Raw genomic sequence first — 14,878 nt, forward strand, 5'->3', positions numbered from 1 at the left:
TGTTTAGTCTATTTAACTATTAATTTAAATAGGTTGATCTTTTTGTTATGTAAATTTATTATACCAATTATGTAAATTGGTGTGACAAATATCACATTTTTGGTAAATATCTATAATATATTGTTTAAAATTAGTGGTATATTTGGTTTACCAATTGTAATATAGATTTTATTAATCAACTTTAAATAATAGAAAATAGCTATAGACTAAGAAATTGGGCTGCAAATTTTATTCTTTAATTTGATTTAACAGTGTTTTAAGTAAGTAGATATCAATAATAATTATTTATAGTAAAAACATCCTAACTATATAAGGAAAATAGCGTGTATATCACGCTATTTTTATATGTAAATTTAGGAAATAAAACAGCCCATAATGATGGGCTTTCAATACAGATAAATTATTCTTTATTCGAAAAATGCACGTCTAATTGCGTATTCAACACCACGGATTTCAGCTAAGCCTCTTAAGCGCCCTATTGCAGAATAACCTGGATTAGTTTTCTTTTTAAGATCATCTAGCATCTGGTGACCATGATCTGGACGAACAGGTATTAAACGGTTTATGCCAGCTTTTTTGCGACGTTCTTCTTCCGCAATAAGTACTTTTATTACGCCATACATATCAACGTCCCCAGCTAGGTGATCACCTTCGTGGAAAGATAATGGATTATCTTCACGTACTGTTGCGCGTAGATGAATAAAATAAATTCGATCGGCAAATTTTTTAGCCATAGTAACTAAATCATTATCGCTACGAACACCATAAGAACCAGTACAAAAGCAAAAGCCATTATGGATACTATTAACAGTCTCTTTTATCCATTGCATATCTTCAATCGTTGAAACAATGCGTGGTAAACCTAAAATCGGTCTAGGAGGATCATCTGGATGAACAGTTAATACAACTCCCACTTCTTCTGCAACAGGTACAATAGCTTTTAAGAAATAAGCATAGTTTTCGCGTAATTTAGCTTTATCAATACTATGATAAGTTGCAAGATGTGCTCGAAACTGATCAATTGAATAACCTTCTTCAGCACCAGGTAAACCTGCGATAATGTTTGCTACCAGTTTATCTTTATCGGCTGGTGTCATTTGTTCGAAGTAAGCTTTTGCTGAAAGGATTTCTTCTTGACTATAATCTTTTTCGGCATCAGATCGTTGCAAAATATGGATATCAAATGCTGCAAAGGCAATTTGATCAAAGCGCAGGGCTCTTGAACCATCTGGTAATTGATAACCAAGATCGGTGCGAGTCCAGTCTAATACTGGCATAAAATTATAGCAAACCGTATCAATACCACAAGCGGCTAAATTACGAATAGATTGTTGATAATTAGCAATATGTTGCTCAACATTACCTGAATGGGTTTTTATCTCTTCATGAACTGGAATACTTTCGACAACAGACCAAACGAGTCCCTTATCTTCGATTATTTTTTTTCGTTTTTGAATTTCATCAATAGTCCATACTTCACCGTTAGGTATATGGTGTAATGCTGTAACAATTCCGGTTGCTCCGGATTGTCTGATATCATCTAATGATACTGGGTCGCTAGGTCCATACCAACGCATTGTTTGTTCCATCAAAAATCTCCTTAATGATTCTTTATTTAATAAGTCATTCCTAAAGGAAGATCCATTAACAATGCATATTTGCCGCTATTGGTTAACAATAGTGACCGGAATAGAGTCAAATAAATAACCATCAAAATTTGGATCTTCACTGTCAGAAACTGTCATTAATGTTTGTTTAACATTTTCTAGGTGTTGCCACATAGCATGGCGTGCAGCCATAGCATCTTTTAATTGTAATGCTTGTAAAATTTTTTCGTGATCATATAGCCACTTTTTACGGTAACTATGATCGGTGATTCTACTTTGTAGCTGGTCCCACATTTTACTTGTGGATCGTTTAGCCCATAGATCTGCCAATAAACGTTCAAGTACTGAATTTTTGGTAGCTCTAGCTATTGTTATATGAAACATCTCGTCAGCGGTGTAATCATATAGTTTATTTTGTTCAAATGTGTGCCGTTCTTGTTCCAATATTGCTCTTAATTCAACTATATCTGCTTTGACAATCTGTGAGGCTGCAAAAGCGGCAATATTGCTTTCAATTAATTGTCTTGCCTGTAATAATTCAAATGGACCAAAATCTTCTTCTTCAATCCTTCTATTTTTTTCGGATAAGACATCATCAGGTAAACCAATTACGTAAACACCGGAGCCTTTTTTTACTGCAACTAAATTTTCAAGCTCTAACATAATTAACGCTTCACGAACTACTGTCCTACTGACATTAAAAGTTTCAGCAATGTCTCTTTCTGGTGGAAGCCGATCACCAATTTTAAAGGTTCCGATTTTTAATAATGTTTTCAACTCATTACCAATTTCTTGATAAAGTCGATTGATCCTTGGCATAATCTATAGTCCTTAGAATACTTTTAAGTTTAATGTAGATAATTATACGCTAATTATTACAACTCCTCTAAGCCTATAATAATAAAAAGTCGTTTCAGTTTTTATATTGGTTTACCAATATTATTTGGAATTATAATGTTTTCTTGTAAAAACCCTCATAATATAAGCCAAAAAGCGTGATGCAGATCACAAAAATCAAAAAATAAAGGTGAAAATTTTATCAACAAATGAAAACATGTCTAGCCAATAAATACTGTTAGCTCGTTAATTATGGTGTGTTACATGTTAAATTTATCAAATATTCCCCAATCAATCGAACACCAGCCTCTATATAACCGAGAAAAAATGGTAGCGCGGATTGTACATATAGGTTTTGGTGCCTTTCATCGAGCTCATCAGGCATTATTTACTGATCGTCTGTTAAATAAAAGTAACAGTGATTGGGCTATTTGTGAGGTAAATATTGTTGGAGGTGAAGAACTTATTAATGATATTCGCAAACAAGATCATCTCTATACAGTTTTAGAAAAAGGCGCAAAGTCTAAACAAGCCTATATTATTGGCAGTGTGAAAGAATCATTATTAGCGCCAATAGATGGTATTGAAGCTATTTTAGAAAAAATGGCTGATCCGGTAGTCGAGATTGTTTCATTGACGGTGACAGAAAAAGGTTATTGTATGTTACCAGGTGGTGTTGGCTTGGATTTAAATAATCAATTCATTAAATCTGATCTGATTTCGCCAACTAAACCTATGTCAGCTCCTGGTGTGCTTGTTGAAGCCTTATATAGACGAATGCAGCGAGGTTTAAAATCATTTACTGCTTTATCATGTGATAATATGCCTGAAAATGGTTTGGTATTAAAGAAAGCGATTTTAGACTTAGCAAATGCACGTGATCCAGAGTTAGCTCAATGGATTGAAACCCACACCACTTTCCCTTGTACCATGGTCGATCGTATTGTACCTGCTGCGACAGCCGAAACATTAACTGAAATTCAAGATGTACTAGGCGGTATGTTTGATCCTTGTGGTATAGCTTGTGAACCATTTATTCAATGGGTTATTGAAGATAATTTTGTTACTGCTCGTCCTAATTGGAATGAAGTTGGTGCTGAATTTGTTGATAATGTTGTCCCATATGAAGAGATGAAACTTCGAATGTTAAACGGTAGTCACTCATTCTTAGCGTATTTAGGTTATTTAGCTGGCTATGAGCATATTAATGATTGTATGAATGATGAGAGTTATAAACAGGCAACTTTGTCATTAATGCTACATCAACAAGCTCCAACTTTAAATGTTCCACCACAGGTTAATTTACAACAATATGCCGAAAAACTCATTGAAAGATTTAGTAACCCATCACTAAAACATCGAACATGGCAAATAGCCATGGATGGTACTCAAAAACTACCGCAACGTATGCTTGATTCTATTCGTTGGCATATCAAACATAATTCTGATTTTTCATTACTTGCTTTAGGAGTAGCAGGATGGATGCGTTATGTAGGTGGAATTGATGACAATAATCAGATAATTGATATTAGAGATCCCATGTCAGAACAATTACGAAAAGTAGTGAATACAACTATTGATGGTGCTGAGCGAGTTGACCAACTATTAAAGTTAAAAACAGTATTTGGAACAGATTTACCTAAAAATGAAAAATTAAAAACGCTATTAAAAAATTATTATTTGTCATTAATGAAAAATGGTGCTAAGTCAACGTTAGATAGTTATGTTACATCAAATTAACCTTTAACCAACAATTAAATTTAAAATAGGAGTTATATTCATGGAATTTCTAAATATTCTTTGGGTTATTCTTGGAATTGGATTAATGTTACTTTTAAATATTCGTTTTAAAATAAATTCAATGATTGCCTTGCTAGCTGCTGCAATATTTGTTGGTTTGATGGCTAAGATGGATTTATTAAACATACTTAAGACTATAAAAACTGGATTTGGTGGAACTCTTGGTGAATTAGCAATAATTGTTGTATTTGGAGCAGTTATTGGAAAATTAATGGTAGATTCTGGTGCTGCCCATCAAATTGCTCAAACATTATTAAGAAGACTAGGAATTAAATATGTAAAATTAGCGATTATAATCATGGGTCTTATATTTGGACTTGCTATGTTTTATGAAGCAGCATTTATTATTTTGGCTCCATTAGTGATTGCTCTAGCATATGAAGCTAAAATACCTTTTTTAAAATTAGCAATACCAGGGGTTGCAGCGGCAACTACAGCTCATTCACTATTTCCACCACAACCAGGACCTGTTGCATTAGTTAATGCGTATGGCGCTGATATGGGAATGGTATATATTTATGGACTAATTGTGGCTATTCCATCTGTAATTTTTGCAGGTTTAATTCTTCCTAAATTCTTAGGTAATCTTGAGAGACCAATACCTCAATTTTTACAATCTGAAGACCCTATAGATGAAAATAATCTTCCTTCTTTTTTTACATCAATCACTATTCCTTTAATTCCAGCGTATATTATGATTGCGACAACAGTTGCAAATATTTGGTTGGAAAAAGGAACAACTTTATATTCAATATTTAACTTTCTTGGTTCTTCTCAAATAGCAATGTTTATTGCTATGATTACTGCATTTATATTTTTTGGAAAAAAGCTTAACCATTCTATGGAATGGGTTATGCACTCATTTGATAATGCTGTAAAAGGTATTGCTATGGTGGTATTAATTATTGGTGCAGGTGGAGCTTTAAAACAAATCATAATTGATACAGGGATTGGGGATAACATAGGCCAATTAATGTCAACTGGAGGCGTATCACCTTACATCATGGCGTGGTTAATTACTGTGTTAATTCGTTTAGCCACAGGGCAAGGTGTTGTATCTGCTATGACTGCGGCAGGTATAATTGGTGCAGCAGTTATTGATCCATCCACAGGAGTTATGCACGATGTTAACCCTGCATTACTTGTTCTTGCTACTGCAGCTGGTTCCAACACTTTGACGCATATTAATGATGCTTCTTTTTGGTTATTTAAAGGTTATTTTGACTTATCAATCAAAGATACTTTAAAAACTTGGGGATTATTAGAATTAGTTAACTCAATTGTTGGATTAATAGTTGTGCTTATTATTAGCTTAATTGCATAATAATAAATTTTTGAAAAATAGATTAATAGTAATTTAGCTATTAATCTATTTTTATATCTTTTGAATCGACTTATTAAATATAAGATCTTCCTGTTGCTATTTAAATTAATTATATTAACTGGATAAAATCATTTTTTAATGAAATGCAATTTTTTCAGTAAGACATTTCACACTAATTGCGGTAACATTATATAAAATTGAATATCATTTTTTTAGATTGAGTAAGTTGCTATTAATTTTAGCAGGAAGAAAGGATAAGCCTGAATTATGCGTGATAATGAACCCAAAGTGTTGACCTCTTTGTTGTCACAAGGGGCATTATTATCAAAAATAAAGGAAAGAAGTATTGCTTTAAATCAATTGAGCAAAGTTATTGATGAATTACTTCCAACACCATTAAATCAGCAATATCGAATTGCTAATTATCGTCAAGGTGTGCTCATTCTTGAAGTCAGCTCTGCCAGCTGGTTAACAAGACTAAAATATGAACAAAGTAATTTATTATCAGGGATACGCCAAAAAATCTTACCATCTTTATCTTCTATACAATATAAAATTAATCCAACTATAGCGACTAATTATTCGCAATCAGTTATTTTGTCAGATAAGAATGTTAAAATTAGCAATGTAATTAGTAAGCAAACTGCAATATATTTAAATACAGTTGCAGAACAAGCACCAGATAAATTGAAAAAACAATTGATTAAACTTGCGAACCATGCAAAATAAACCAAATAATATGTTCAAGTTATATAATTAAAAGCTATAAGGAGTGAAATATGGATAATAATATGATGACTTATATCGTCATTGGCCTAGTAATTGGATTTATTTTAGGCATGATTTTCATGAATTTTATTTCGCCAAAAGGGCGTAAATATATCAAAGCACAACGCGAATTAGAGCAAGCTCAAGAAGAGTTAGCGTCACAGAAACAAATGATGGTTAAGCATTTTTCACATAGTGCTGAAATTTTAGATAATATGGCCAAAGAGTTTCGTCGTTTATATCAGCACATTGCTGAAAGTTCAGGACAATTTATAAATGATGAGAATATTCCTATTATTGATCTAGAGTCAAATAATGACATCAGTGTTAAACAAGAGTTAACTCTTGAAAAACAGCCTAAAGATTATTCCGATAATCCATCAGGATTATTCAAAAATGAAGATATTAAACCGTGATTAATTTTAAATGTTTTTTGAACAGAGTATATTAATCAGATTTATCTTGTAAATATTAAATCATTCAAACAAGAGAGTTTTATAATGAGTCATTCTTTACGTAAACCAAAAAATTTATTAAGCATAATTGCCTTAAGTTTAGGTTTAAGTTTAGCTTCATTACCGAATGCTTATGCTGCTTTTCCGTTTATTCCAACTGATAATAGTCCTCAACAGCAACAACCTACATTGGCACCAATGTTAGAAAGAGTATTACCTTCAGTTGTGAGTATTAAAGTTGAAGGTACAGCAAAAATGCAAAGCAATATGCCGGAAGAGTTTAGACGATTTTTTGGTTACCCTGATAGTCAATCTAGACCATTTTCAGGATTAGGATCTGGTGTAATTATTGATGCTGAAAAAGGTTATATTGTGACTAATAACCATGTAATTGATAATGCAGATAAAATTACTGTTTCATTAAATGATGGTCATGAATATCAAGCGAAATTAATTGGTAAGGATCCACAAAGTGATATTGCTTTGTTAAAAATTGATGATGCTAACAAATTAACTGCTATTAACATTGCTGATTCAGATAAAACAAGAGTTGGTGATTATGTTGTTGCGATTGGTAATCCATTTGGAATTGGTCAAACGGTAACATCAGGTATTATTTCAGCACTAGCTCGTAGTGGGCTAAATATGAATGGATTTGAGAACTTTATCCAAACTGATGCTTCCATTAACCAAGGTAATTCAGGTGGCGCTCTAGTTAATTTGAATGGTGAGCTAGTTGGCATTAACACCGCTATTATTGCGCCAAGCGGTGGTAATGTTGGTATTGGTTTTGCGATACCTAGCAATATGGTTAAAAGTTTAACTTCTCAACTTATTGAATATGGTGAAGTCAAACGAGGCGTTTTAGGTATAAAAGGTCATGAATTAACATCCGATATAGCTAAAGCCTTTGACCTTGAAGTGCAGAAAGGCGCATTTGTTAGTGAAGTTATTGCTGATTCAGCAGCCAAAGAAGCAGGTATAAAATCTGGTGATGTCATTATTTCAATGAATGGCAAACCCGTTGATAGCTTTGCTGAGTTACGCGCTAAAATTGCCACAACGGGTGCAGGTCGTACTGTCAAGTTAGGTATTATTCGAGATGGCAAAGAAATCTCTGTTGAGGTGAAATTAAAAAATAGTGATGAGTTAACAACTGAGGCAAAATCTCTTCATCCAGCACTCGATGGTGCAACTTTAGCTAATGGCCAGGTAAAAGGCCAAAAAGGCGTATTGATTGAGAGTATTGCTAAGAATTCAGCTGCATCTCGATTAAGTTTACAAGAGGGTGATTTAATCACTGGTGTAAATAAAACTAGAGTGACTAGTATTTCTGATTTACGTACAATTATTGAAAGTAATCCTTCTGCTATTGCTTTAAACATTGTTAGAGGCGATAGTCGTCTTTATCTCATTTTACGTTAATTATTTAGCTAGAAATCGTCGGTGCTTCGCATCGACGAAAACGCATTTTTAACCTCAGTTATATATGATAGAATTCTATCCATAATTCTCATCCTGCTAGCGACAATTATGCTTAGAAAAATTTTATGGCCAATATTAATTGGTGCTGTTTTAGCTATAGTGTTACTCATTATTTTCCCTTCTTTAAGAAATGGAACGCAATCTGATTTTTCAAGATCTATTTTTAATGATGAACCTATGAGTTATTCTAATGCAGTAAAGATTGCAGCCCCTGCTGTGGTTAATATTTATAGTCGCTCAATTAATTCTGTACCAAAACAATCACAAGATAGCCCAATAACACCATTAGGTTCTGGTGTTATTATGAGCGAGCTTGGTTATATCGTTACCAATTATCATGTTGTTGATGGGGCGGAACAAATTATTGTTGCTTTACAAGATGGGCGGATTTTTGCTGCATTATCTGTCGGTTCCGATAAATTAGTTGATATTGCAGTACTTAAAATCGAAGCATCTAATCTTCCGACAATACCAATTAATCCTACTCGCGATCCGAAAATTGGTGATGTAGTTTTAGCTATCGGTAATCCATATAATATTGGGCAAACAATTACTCAAGGTATTATTAGTGCTACCGGCCGTGATGGACTCAGTCCATATCGTCGACAAAATTTTATCCAAACGGATGCATCCATTAATCACGGCAATTCTGGTGGTGCTTTAGTTAACACTAAGGGGGAATTGGTCGGTATTAACACTCTGACATTTGCCAAAAATTTAGGTAATGATGTGCCTGAAGGTATTGGTTTTGCCATTCCAACTGCATTAGCCGTTAAAATAGTGAATAAATTAATTCAAGATGGCAAAGTGATACGAGGCTATATTGGCATTGATGGGTTAGAATTTGCACCAACACAAAACCCAAGCGATCTACCAAAAGTATTAGGTATTTTAGTCACTCATGCTGAAGGACCTTCTTTACAGGCAGGTATTCAAACTAATGATATTTTAATAAAGGTTGATAATAAACCAGTTAGATCGATTGTTGAAACCATGGATCAGATTGCTGAGTTGAAACCGGGAACAATCGTCCCCATAGTTGTTTTACGTAATGGAGAAAAGATTCAATTGCAAATCACGATTGGTCAATTGCCGGTTTAGATTGGCCTTTTATTGCTTGATTATCTTTGATGTAGGGCGTATAATTCGCTCCCTTATCATGTTATTTAACACTCGTATGGTGTATAGATTTTGCGGTTAAGCCATTTATATAGCGATACGAACAAACTTTAGAGGTTTATTATGAAAGAAGGTATCCATCCAGAATACACTGCAATTACAGCAACTTGTTCTTGCGGTAACAAAATTGAAACTCATTCAACTATTGGTCATGATATTCATCTTGACGTGTGTGGTGAATGTCATCCGTTTTATACTGGTAAACAACGTGATGTAGCAACTGGCGGACGTGTTGATAAATTCAAACAACGTTTTGCAATGGTTGGTGGTAAAAAATAGTTTTACTAATTTTTACGTTGTAAAAAAGGCGCTTTAAGCGCCTTTTTTATAGCTATGATTTATGATTAAATCATTCATCAATTAAATCGGGATCTATGCCTAAAGCTCGCATCATTTTCTGTGCTTGTAACGGGATGCCATCATCATGATCTTTCTGTAAATCTTCATCACAAGGCAATGGTTGGCCGGTATAAGCGTGTAAAAAAGCTTCACATAAAAGTTCACTATTCGTTGCATGACGTAAATTATTGACTTGCCGTCTAGTTCGCTCATCAGTTAATATTTTTAATACTTTTAACGGAATTGAGACTGTAATTTTTTTTACTTGTTCGCTTTTTTTACCATGCTCAGCATAAGGGCTAATATAATCGCCGTTCCATTCCATCATTTATTCACCAAATCAATCACATCACAATTAATGTGGATAATTTTAGCGTTTTTTTTGCTTAGCTGCAATCTATACACCAAGATAGTTAGACGTCTAGACATGTTGACGTCTTTTGTTATTGTGTTATTCTTATACAACTAAAATCTTAAAATAAATAAAGTGGTTTGTAGGAAGGTTATTATGGCTCATAAATCTAAAAATCTTAGCCAAGATACTATTGCTGTTCGTGGTGGATTAAATACAGATGACCAATTTGGTAGCGTAGTTCCTGTTATTACGCCTTCAACTTGTTATCGCTATCAATCATTTGCAACACCAAGGAAATTTGATTATGGTCGCAAGTCTAATCCAAGTAGACGATTAGTTGAGGAAACGGTAGCGAAATTAGAAGGCGGTGCAGATGCCATTTTAACCAACTGTGGTATGTCAGCAATTCATCTAATTAGTGTTGCGTTATTAGGCCCAAATGATACCGTTGTTGCTCCTCATGATTGTTATGGCGGTAGTTATCGATTATTTAATAGCTTGAGTCAAAAAGGTTATTTTAAAACCAAATTTGTAGACCAATCCGATCCTATCGCTTTAAAAGAAGCGCTGAATTTAAAACCTAAATTAGTATTGATTGAATCGCCAAGTAATCCATTATTAAGAGTGGTTGATATTGATGATATTGCACGTCAGGCGCATGAGGTTGGAGCGTTAGTTTTGGTTGATAATACTTTTATGACACCAATTTTACAAAAACCACTGGAATTAGGGGCGGATATTGTTAGTCACTCTTGTACTAAATTTTTAAATGGTCACTCAGATTTATTAGCTGGAATATTAGTATTTAAAGATCAACAATTAGCTACAGATGTATTGTGGTGGGCAAATAATATCGGAACATCAACTTCATCATTTGATAGTTATTTATTATTGCGAGGTTTAAGAACCCTTACTGCGAGAGTTAGATTGCAACAAGAAAATGCGGAAAAAGTCGTTCAATTTCTAGTTAATCATCCTAAAATTGCTAAAGTTTTTCATCCTTTGTTACCAACAAATTTAGGTCATGACATTGCCAAAAAACAACAAAAAGGCTTCGGTTCACTGTTGAGTTTTGAATTAGCTTGTGTTGCCAATGATATGCCTAAATTCCTAGATGCGTTGAATATTTTTACCTTAGCGCAATCACTTGGTGGCGTAGAAAGTTTGATATGTCATCCAGCTACAATGACCCATTCAGGAATTAGTGCTGAAGCACGTAAAACGGCGGGTATATCCGATCAATTATTACGTATTTCTGTGGGGCTCGAGGATATCGATGATCTGATTGGTGATTTAGAGCAAGCGTTAGCAAATATTTAACCATCATCAATTTATCAATAGAGTTGGAAAATAGCTTATTTTTCGACTCTATTAATATAGGCAGCTATATATTTAAGCTGGTTTAATTATTTCGATAATCATTGACTTTATTGGTAATGGTGCTGAGGATCTCATTAATGGAATGCCGTTTACTACGACCACAAATTTTAGCATTATCATGGCAAACTAAACATTGTCGAGAATGATGCTCGAATTTAGACCGAGAAATACTTTTTTGTGTAATAGGATCAATGACATCAATATCCCATAATCGTCCTAAAAAATGCCTCTCCTCAATTTTTATACACAGTTGTTTAAGCATATCAACGTTATAATCAATTGATAATAATGCTCCATCACCAGTTATGCTTTCATAAAGTTTTTCATGGATAATAGAAATATTATGTTGGCTTAACATCTGATGAATAGCTTGTACTGCTTCATTAAATAAAAATACAGTGCCACTACTTTTCTTGATTGGTCCAGGTATTACTAAACTTAATGATATTAGCGGATAAGGGTACTGCTGAAAAACTTGTTGCTGATTGTTTACCCGGTTTTCTTTAGCCATTAACATTTGCTCAAGCGTTATGTTAATGCCATCGTCGAATCTTAATGTTGGATTATTCATAATGATGTTGAGTAATAGCATAACTAAGAATTTTGTTATGCTATTACTATTACAAAGTTAATTATTCTTTGACTTGACGAACAACATCAATAATTGAGCCGTCACGGAAGTGAACAATCCCAACAATTTTATCTTTAAATTCAATTGGTTTTGGTTCACCTGTTAATGCAATAGCCCGTTGATAAAGTTCTTCAATAGTCATTACTGGTAAATTAGCCGCTTTTAATCGTTCTGCGATTTCAGGACGAGCAGGATTTACCGCTATACCATGGTCAGTGACTAGCACATCTACACTTTCACCTGGTGTAACAATTGTCGTTACTTTTCTTATTACTGTTGGAATTCGGCTACGAATTAGTGGCGCAACGATGATAGTTAGATTTGCTCCAGCGGCTGTATCACAGTGACCACCGGATGCTCCGCGCATAACACCATCAGATCCTGTTAGTACATTAACGTTGAAATCTAAATCTATTTCGAGTGCGCTGAGAATAACAATATCTAATTCATCAACACTCGCACCTTTTGAGGCTGGATTAGCGTAAACGTTAGTTGAAACTTCAATATGATCTTTATTCTTGCCTAAAGACTGTCCTGCAGCTCCATCAAAACTTTGTGTATCAAGTAAACGTTTTACTAAGCCTTTCTCATGAAGATCGACGATACTGGCTGTAATACCACCTAGAGCAAATGATGCTGTGATATTTTTCGCTCTCATCCGATTTTCTAAAAAGCGTGTCGCTGCAGTTGATGATGCGCCAGAACCAGTCTGAATTGAGAATCCATCTTTAAAATAACCTGAATTTTCGATAACATCAGCGGCATAGCGTGCAATCATTAATTCTCTAGGGTTACTGGTGATACGTGCTGCACCAACGCTAATTTTAGTTGGGTCACCAACTTCGTCAACTTTAACAATATAGTCAACTTGATCTTGGCGGATGCTTGCTGGATGGTTAGGATAACCAACAATATCTTCAGTAAGTAAAACTACTTTCTTAGCAAATTGAGCATCAACCATAGCATAACCAAGGGCGCCACATTGTGATTTACCTGATACGCCATTAGCATTACCTTGTTCGTCAGCAGTTGATACCGCTAAGAATGCGATATCAATATTAATTTCTCCGCTTTGGATTAATTTGACTCGACCACCGTGAGAATGGATATGTACCGGATTTTCCATCAGGCCGTGTGAAATCGCATCAGCTAATTTTCCACGTAATCCTGAGGTATAGATTTTAGTAATTACACCAGACTCAATATGAGGAATCAATGCTGCATTACAGCTTAATAATGAGCTTGAAGCTAATGTAAGGTTCTTAATACCTAATTTACTAATAGTTTCAATAACTTTGTTGATAACTTTATCGCCTTCACGAAATGCATGGTGAAAAGAGATAGTCATTCCATCACGAAGTTCACACTTTTCTATTGCTTGTTCAATTGACTCACACAATTTACGGGTATATTTAGACTCATCTTTTAGATAAGGTGTGGTTGCATTAGCATCAATAAATGGTGTGATATTTTTAAGATCAGGATGCTGTTTTAATAAATCAGCAATTTTTTGGTTTATAGAAGTTGTCATGTTTCAATCCTATCAAATTTCTTTACGTACACCGGAGTATTTAGCTAGTTCAATGATTTTTTGCGCACGAGCAATAATTGGTGCATCAATCATTTTGCCATTCAAAGAAACAACTCCAAGCCCTTTTCTTTCACCTTCTTCAGCGGCTTCAACGACTTTTTTAGCATTTTCTACTTCACTAGCAGTAGGTGCATAAGCATTATGTAATAGCTCAATTTGTCGTGGATTAATTAATGATTTACCGTTGTATCCTAATTTTTTAATTAGGCTGACTTCTTTTAAAAAGCCTTCATCATCATTAACATTCGAATAAACAACATCAAAAGCATCAATACCGGCTACACGAGCTGCATGTAAAACAGCACAGCGTGCATAAAATAGTTCAGTACCATCCCCGCGTTCTGTTTGCATATCGACTAGATAATCAAATGCCGCAAGAGCGATACCAATTAAACGTGGCGATGATTTAGCAATGGATACTGCATTAACTACTGCTTGAGCTGATTCAATAGCAGCCATTAATTTAGTGCTACCCACTTCTCGGCCACACTCTTTTTCAATTCGTTCAACATGCGCTTCAAGTTCATGAATATCTTCAGCACTATTGGTCATTGGTAAGCGAACAACATCAACACCAGCTCGCACAACGGCTTCTAAGTCTTTAAGACCAAATGGTGTATTTAATGCATTAATTCTAACTACAGTTTCAATGCCATGTTCTTTATAAACAGGTAATTTTAATGTTTGCGCGACGAGTAGACGAGCTGAATCTTTTTCTTTGATAGACACAGCATCTTCAAGATCAAACATAATTGAGTCTGGTTTATAGACAAAAGATGTAGATAACATTGCTGCATTTGCACCTGGAAGAAACAGCATACTGCGACGTAATTTTTTCATAGTAATTTACTCCAATCTAATTCAGTTTCTTCTGCACCACGTAACACAGCACATTGTACCCGTGCTTTTATTGCACAATCTAAAGCACCTTTATCGTCAATAATGATTAAACCATCAGTTAAGTTAAGTTCATTTAATGTGTTATTAACCACAGCGCGAATTTGATCGCCAAATTGTTTATTTACATCACTATTAATAACAATTTCGATGCCAGTATTTGGCATGACTTTAACTAACAAATCGCTGGATTCGAGAGTTCCTGCCATGGCTTCTTTTTGTATTTTCAT

15 protein-coding genes are annotated in these 14,878 nt (G+C 34.4%); 8 read left to right on the top strand and 7 right to left on the bottom strand.

From position 1 onward, the window contains the following. Positions 1–407: 407 nt before the first annotated feature. Entirely contained in the window at positions 408–1,589 is a 1,182-nt protein-coding gene (gene uxuA / locus B6D18_RS01455; protein WP_086362819.1) for a mannonate dehydratase, read from the bottom strand. Between the two features lie 75 nt (positions 1,590–1,664). Continuing rightward, positions 1,665–2,426 carry an FCD domain-containing protein gene (locus B6D18_RS01460; RefSeq protein ID WP_086362820.1) on the bottom strand — a complete coding sequence of 254 codons (762 nt, stop codon included), beginning with the start codon at positions 2,424–2,426 and terminating at the stop codon, positions 1,665–1,667. A 282-nt stretch (positions 2,427–2,708) separates the two neighbouring features. Between B6D18_RS01460 and B6D18_RS01465 the strand changes: the two genes are divergently transcribed. From B6D18_RS01465 to rpmE, 7 genes are all read left to right on the top strand, one after another. Continuing rightward, the gene (locus B6D18_RS01465) at positions 2,709–4,184 is read left to right on the top strand and encodes a mannitol dehydrogenase family protein (RefSeq protein ID WP_086362821.1); all 1,476 of its coding nucleotides are present in this window, start codon (positions 2,709–2,711) and stop codon (positions 4,182–4,184) included. Between the two features lie 40 nt (positions 4,185–4,224). Beyond that, positions 4,225–5,568, top strand: a complete 1,344-nt coding sequence (gntP, locus tag B6D18_RS01470; RefSeq protein ID WP_086362822.1) for a gluconate permease GntP — start codon at positions 4,225–4,227, stop codon at positions 5,566–5,568. 267 nt (positions 5,569–5,835) lie between these two features. After that, positions 5,836–6,297: a DUF721 domain-containing protein gene (locus B6D18_RS01475; RefSeq protein WP_086362823.1), complete on the top strand. Its 462-nt coding sequence runs from the start codon at positions 5,836–5,838 to the stop codon at positions 6,295–6,297. Between the two features lie 50 nt (positions 6,298–6,347). Next, the gene (locus B6D18_RS01480; RefSeq protein WP_086362824.1) at positions 6,348–6,752 is read left to right on the top strand and encodes a YhcB family protein; all 405 of its coding nucleotides are present in this window, start codon (positions 6,348–6,350) and stop codon (positions 6,750–6,752) included. A gap of 84 nt (positions 6,753–6,836) precedes the next feature. Continuing rightward, positions 6,837–8,216, top strand: coding sequence for a Do family serine endopeptidase (locus B6D18_RS01485; protein ID WP_086362825.1), 1,380 nt, complete (start codon positions 6,837–6,839; stop codon positions 8,214–8,216). 108 nt (positions 8,217–8,324) lie between these two features. Next, the gene (gene degS / locus B6D18_RS01490) at positions 8,325–9,377 is read left to right on the top strand and encodes an outer membrane-stress sensor serine endopeptidase DegS (protein ID WP_086362826.1); all 1,053 of its coding nucleotides are present in this window, start codon (positions 8,325–8,327) and stop codon (positions 9,375–9,377) included. A 141-nt stretch (positions 9,378–9,518) separates the two neighbouring features. Then, the gene (rpmE, locus tag B6D18_RS01495; RefSeq protein ID WP_034904595.1) at positions 9,519–9,734 is read left to right on the top strand and encodes a 50S ribosomal protein L31; all 216 of its coding nucleotides are present in this window, start codon (positions 9,519–9,521) and stop codon (positions 9,732–9,734) included. A 70-nt stretch (positions 9,735–9,804) separates the two neighbouring features. On the opposite strand, the gene metJ is transcribed toward rpmE, so the two are convergent. Beyond that, complete coding sequence (gene metJ, locus B6D18_RS01500) at positions 9,805–10,122, bottom strand: met regulon transcriptional regulator MetJ (protein ID WP_034904598.1); 318 nt, start codon at positions 10,120–10,122, stop codon at positions 9,805–9,807. 180 nt (positions 10,123–10,302) lie between these two features. Here metJ and metB point away from each other — a divergent pair, with 180 nt between their 5' ends. Continuing rightward, positions 10,303–11,469 carry a cystathionine gamma-synthase gene (gene metB / locus B6D18_RS01505; protein WP_086362827.1) on the top strand — a complete coding sequence of 389 codons (1,167 nt, stop codon included), beginning with the start codon at positions 10,303–10,305 and terminating at the stop codon, positions 11,467–11,469. An 82-nt stretch (positions 11,470–11,551) separates the two neighbouring features. Here metB and citX read toward each other — a convergent pair whose 3' ends face one another. Genes citX through citD form a run of 4 tightly spaced genes read right to left on the bottom strand, consistent with a single transcriptional unit; the run spans position 11,552 to position 14,878 of the window. Continuing rightward, the gene (gene citX, locus B6D18_RS01510) at positions 11,552–12,121 is read right to left on the bottom strand and encodes a citrate lyase holo-[acyl-carrier protein] synthase (protein WP_086362828.1); all 570 of its coding nucleotides are present in this window, start codon (positions 12,119–12,121) and stop codon (positions 11,552–11,554) included. A gap of 40 nt (positions 12,122–12,161) precedes the next feature. Then, a complete protein-coding gene (gene citF / locus B6D18_RS01515; protein WP_086362829.1) occupies positions 12,162–13,691 on the bottom strand; it encodes a citrate lyase subunit alpha in 1,530 nt (509 codons plus the stop codon). A 12-nt stretch (positions 13,692–13,703) separates the two neighbouring features. Further along, complete coding sequence (citE, locus tag B6D18_RS01520) at positions 13,704–14,591, bottom strand: citrate (pro-3S)-lyase subunit beta (protein WP_065577565.1); 888 nt, start codon at positions 14,589–14,591, stop codon at positions 13,704–13,706. Continuing rightward, positions 14,588–14,878 (bottom strand): citrate lyase acyl carrier protein, encoded by a 291-nt coding sequence (citD, locus tag B6D18_RS01525; RefSeq protein WP_034902004.1) that lies wholly within the window; start codon positions 14,876–14,878, stop codon positions 14,588–14,590. Before citD ends, citE begins: the two co-directional genes overlap by 4 nt.

Source organism: Gilliamella sp. A7, assembly GCF_002142015.1.
Classification (GTDB): Bacteria; Pseudomonadota; Gammaproteobacteria; order Enterobacterales; family Orbaceae; genus Gilliamella; species Gilliamella apis_A.

Excerpts from the sequence above, each read along its gene's own strand:
- uxuA (WP_086362819.1), bottom strand. The coding sequence starts at position 1,589 with ATGGAACAAACAATGCGTTGGTATGGACCTAGCGACCCAGTATCATTA.
- B6D18_RS01460 (WP_086362820.1), bottom strand. The coding sequence starts at position 2,426 with ATGCCAAGGATCAATCGACTTTATCAAGAAATTGGTAATGAGTTGAAA.
- B6D18_RS01465 (WP_086362821.1), top strand. The coding sequence starts at position 2,709 with ATGTTAAATTTATCAAATATTCCCCAATCAATCGAACACCAGCCTCTA.
- gntP (WP_086362822.1), top strand. The coding sequence starts at position 4,225 with ATGGAATTTCTAAATATTCTTTGGGTTATTCTTGGAATTGGATTAATG.
- B6D18_RS01475 (WP_086362823.1), top strand. The coding sequence starts at position 5,836 with ATGCGTGATAATGAACCCAAAGTGTTGACCTCTTTGTTGTCACAAGGG.
- B6D18_RS01480 (WP_086362824.1), top strand. The coding sequence starts at position 6,348 with ATGGATAATAATATGATGACTTATATCGTCATTGGCCTAGTAATTGGA.
- B6D18_RS01485 (WP_086362825.1), top strand. The coding sequence starts at position 6,837 with ATGAGTCATTCTTTACGTAAACCAAAAAATTTATTAAGCATAATTGCC.
- degS (WP_086362826.1), top strand. The coding sequence starts at position 8,325 with ATGCTTAGAAAAATTTTATGGCCAATATTAATTGGTGCTGTTTTAGCT.
- rpmE (WP_034904595.1), top strand. The coding sequence starts at position 9,519 with ATGAAAGAAGGTATCCATCCAGAATACACTGCAATTACAGCAACTTGT.
- metJ (WP_034904598.1), bottom strand. The coding sequence starts at position 10,122 with ATGATGGAATGGAACGGCGATTATATTAGCCCTTATGCTGAGCATGGT.
- metB (WP_086362827.1), top strand. The coding sequence starts at position 10,303 with ATGGCTCATAAATCTAAAAATCTTAGCCAAGATACTATTGCTGTTCGT.
- citX (WP_086362828.1), bottom strand. The coding sequence starts at position 12,121 with ATGCTATTACTCAACATCATTATGAATAATCCAACATTAAGATTCGAC.
- citF (WP_086362829.1), bottom strand. The coding sequence starts at position 13,691 with ATGACAACTTCTATAAACCAAAAAATTGCTGATTTATTAAAACAGCAT.
- citE (WP_065577565.1), bottom strand. The coding sequence starts at position 14,591 with ATGAAAAAATTACGTCGCAGTATGCTGTTTCTTCCAGGTGCAAATGCA.
- citD (WP_034902004.1), bottom strand. The coding sequence starts at position 14,878 with ATGAAAATACAAAAAGAAGCCATGGCAGGAACTCTCGAATCCAGCGAT.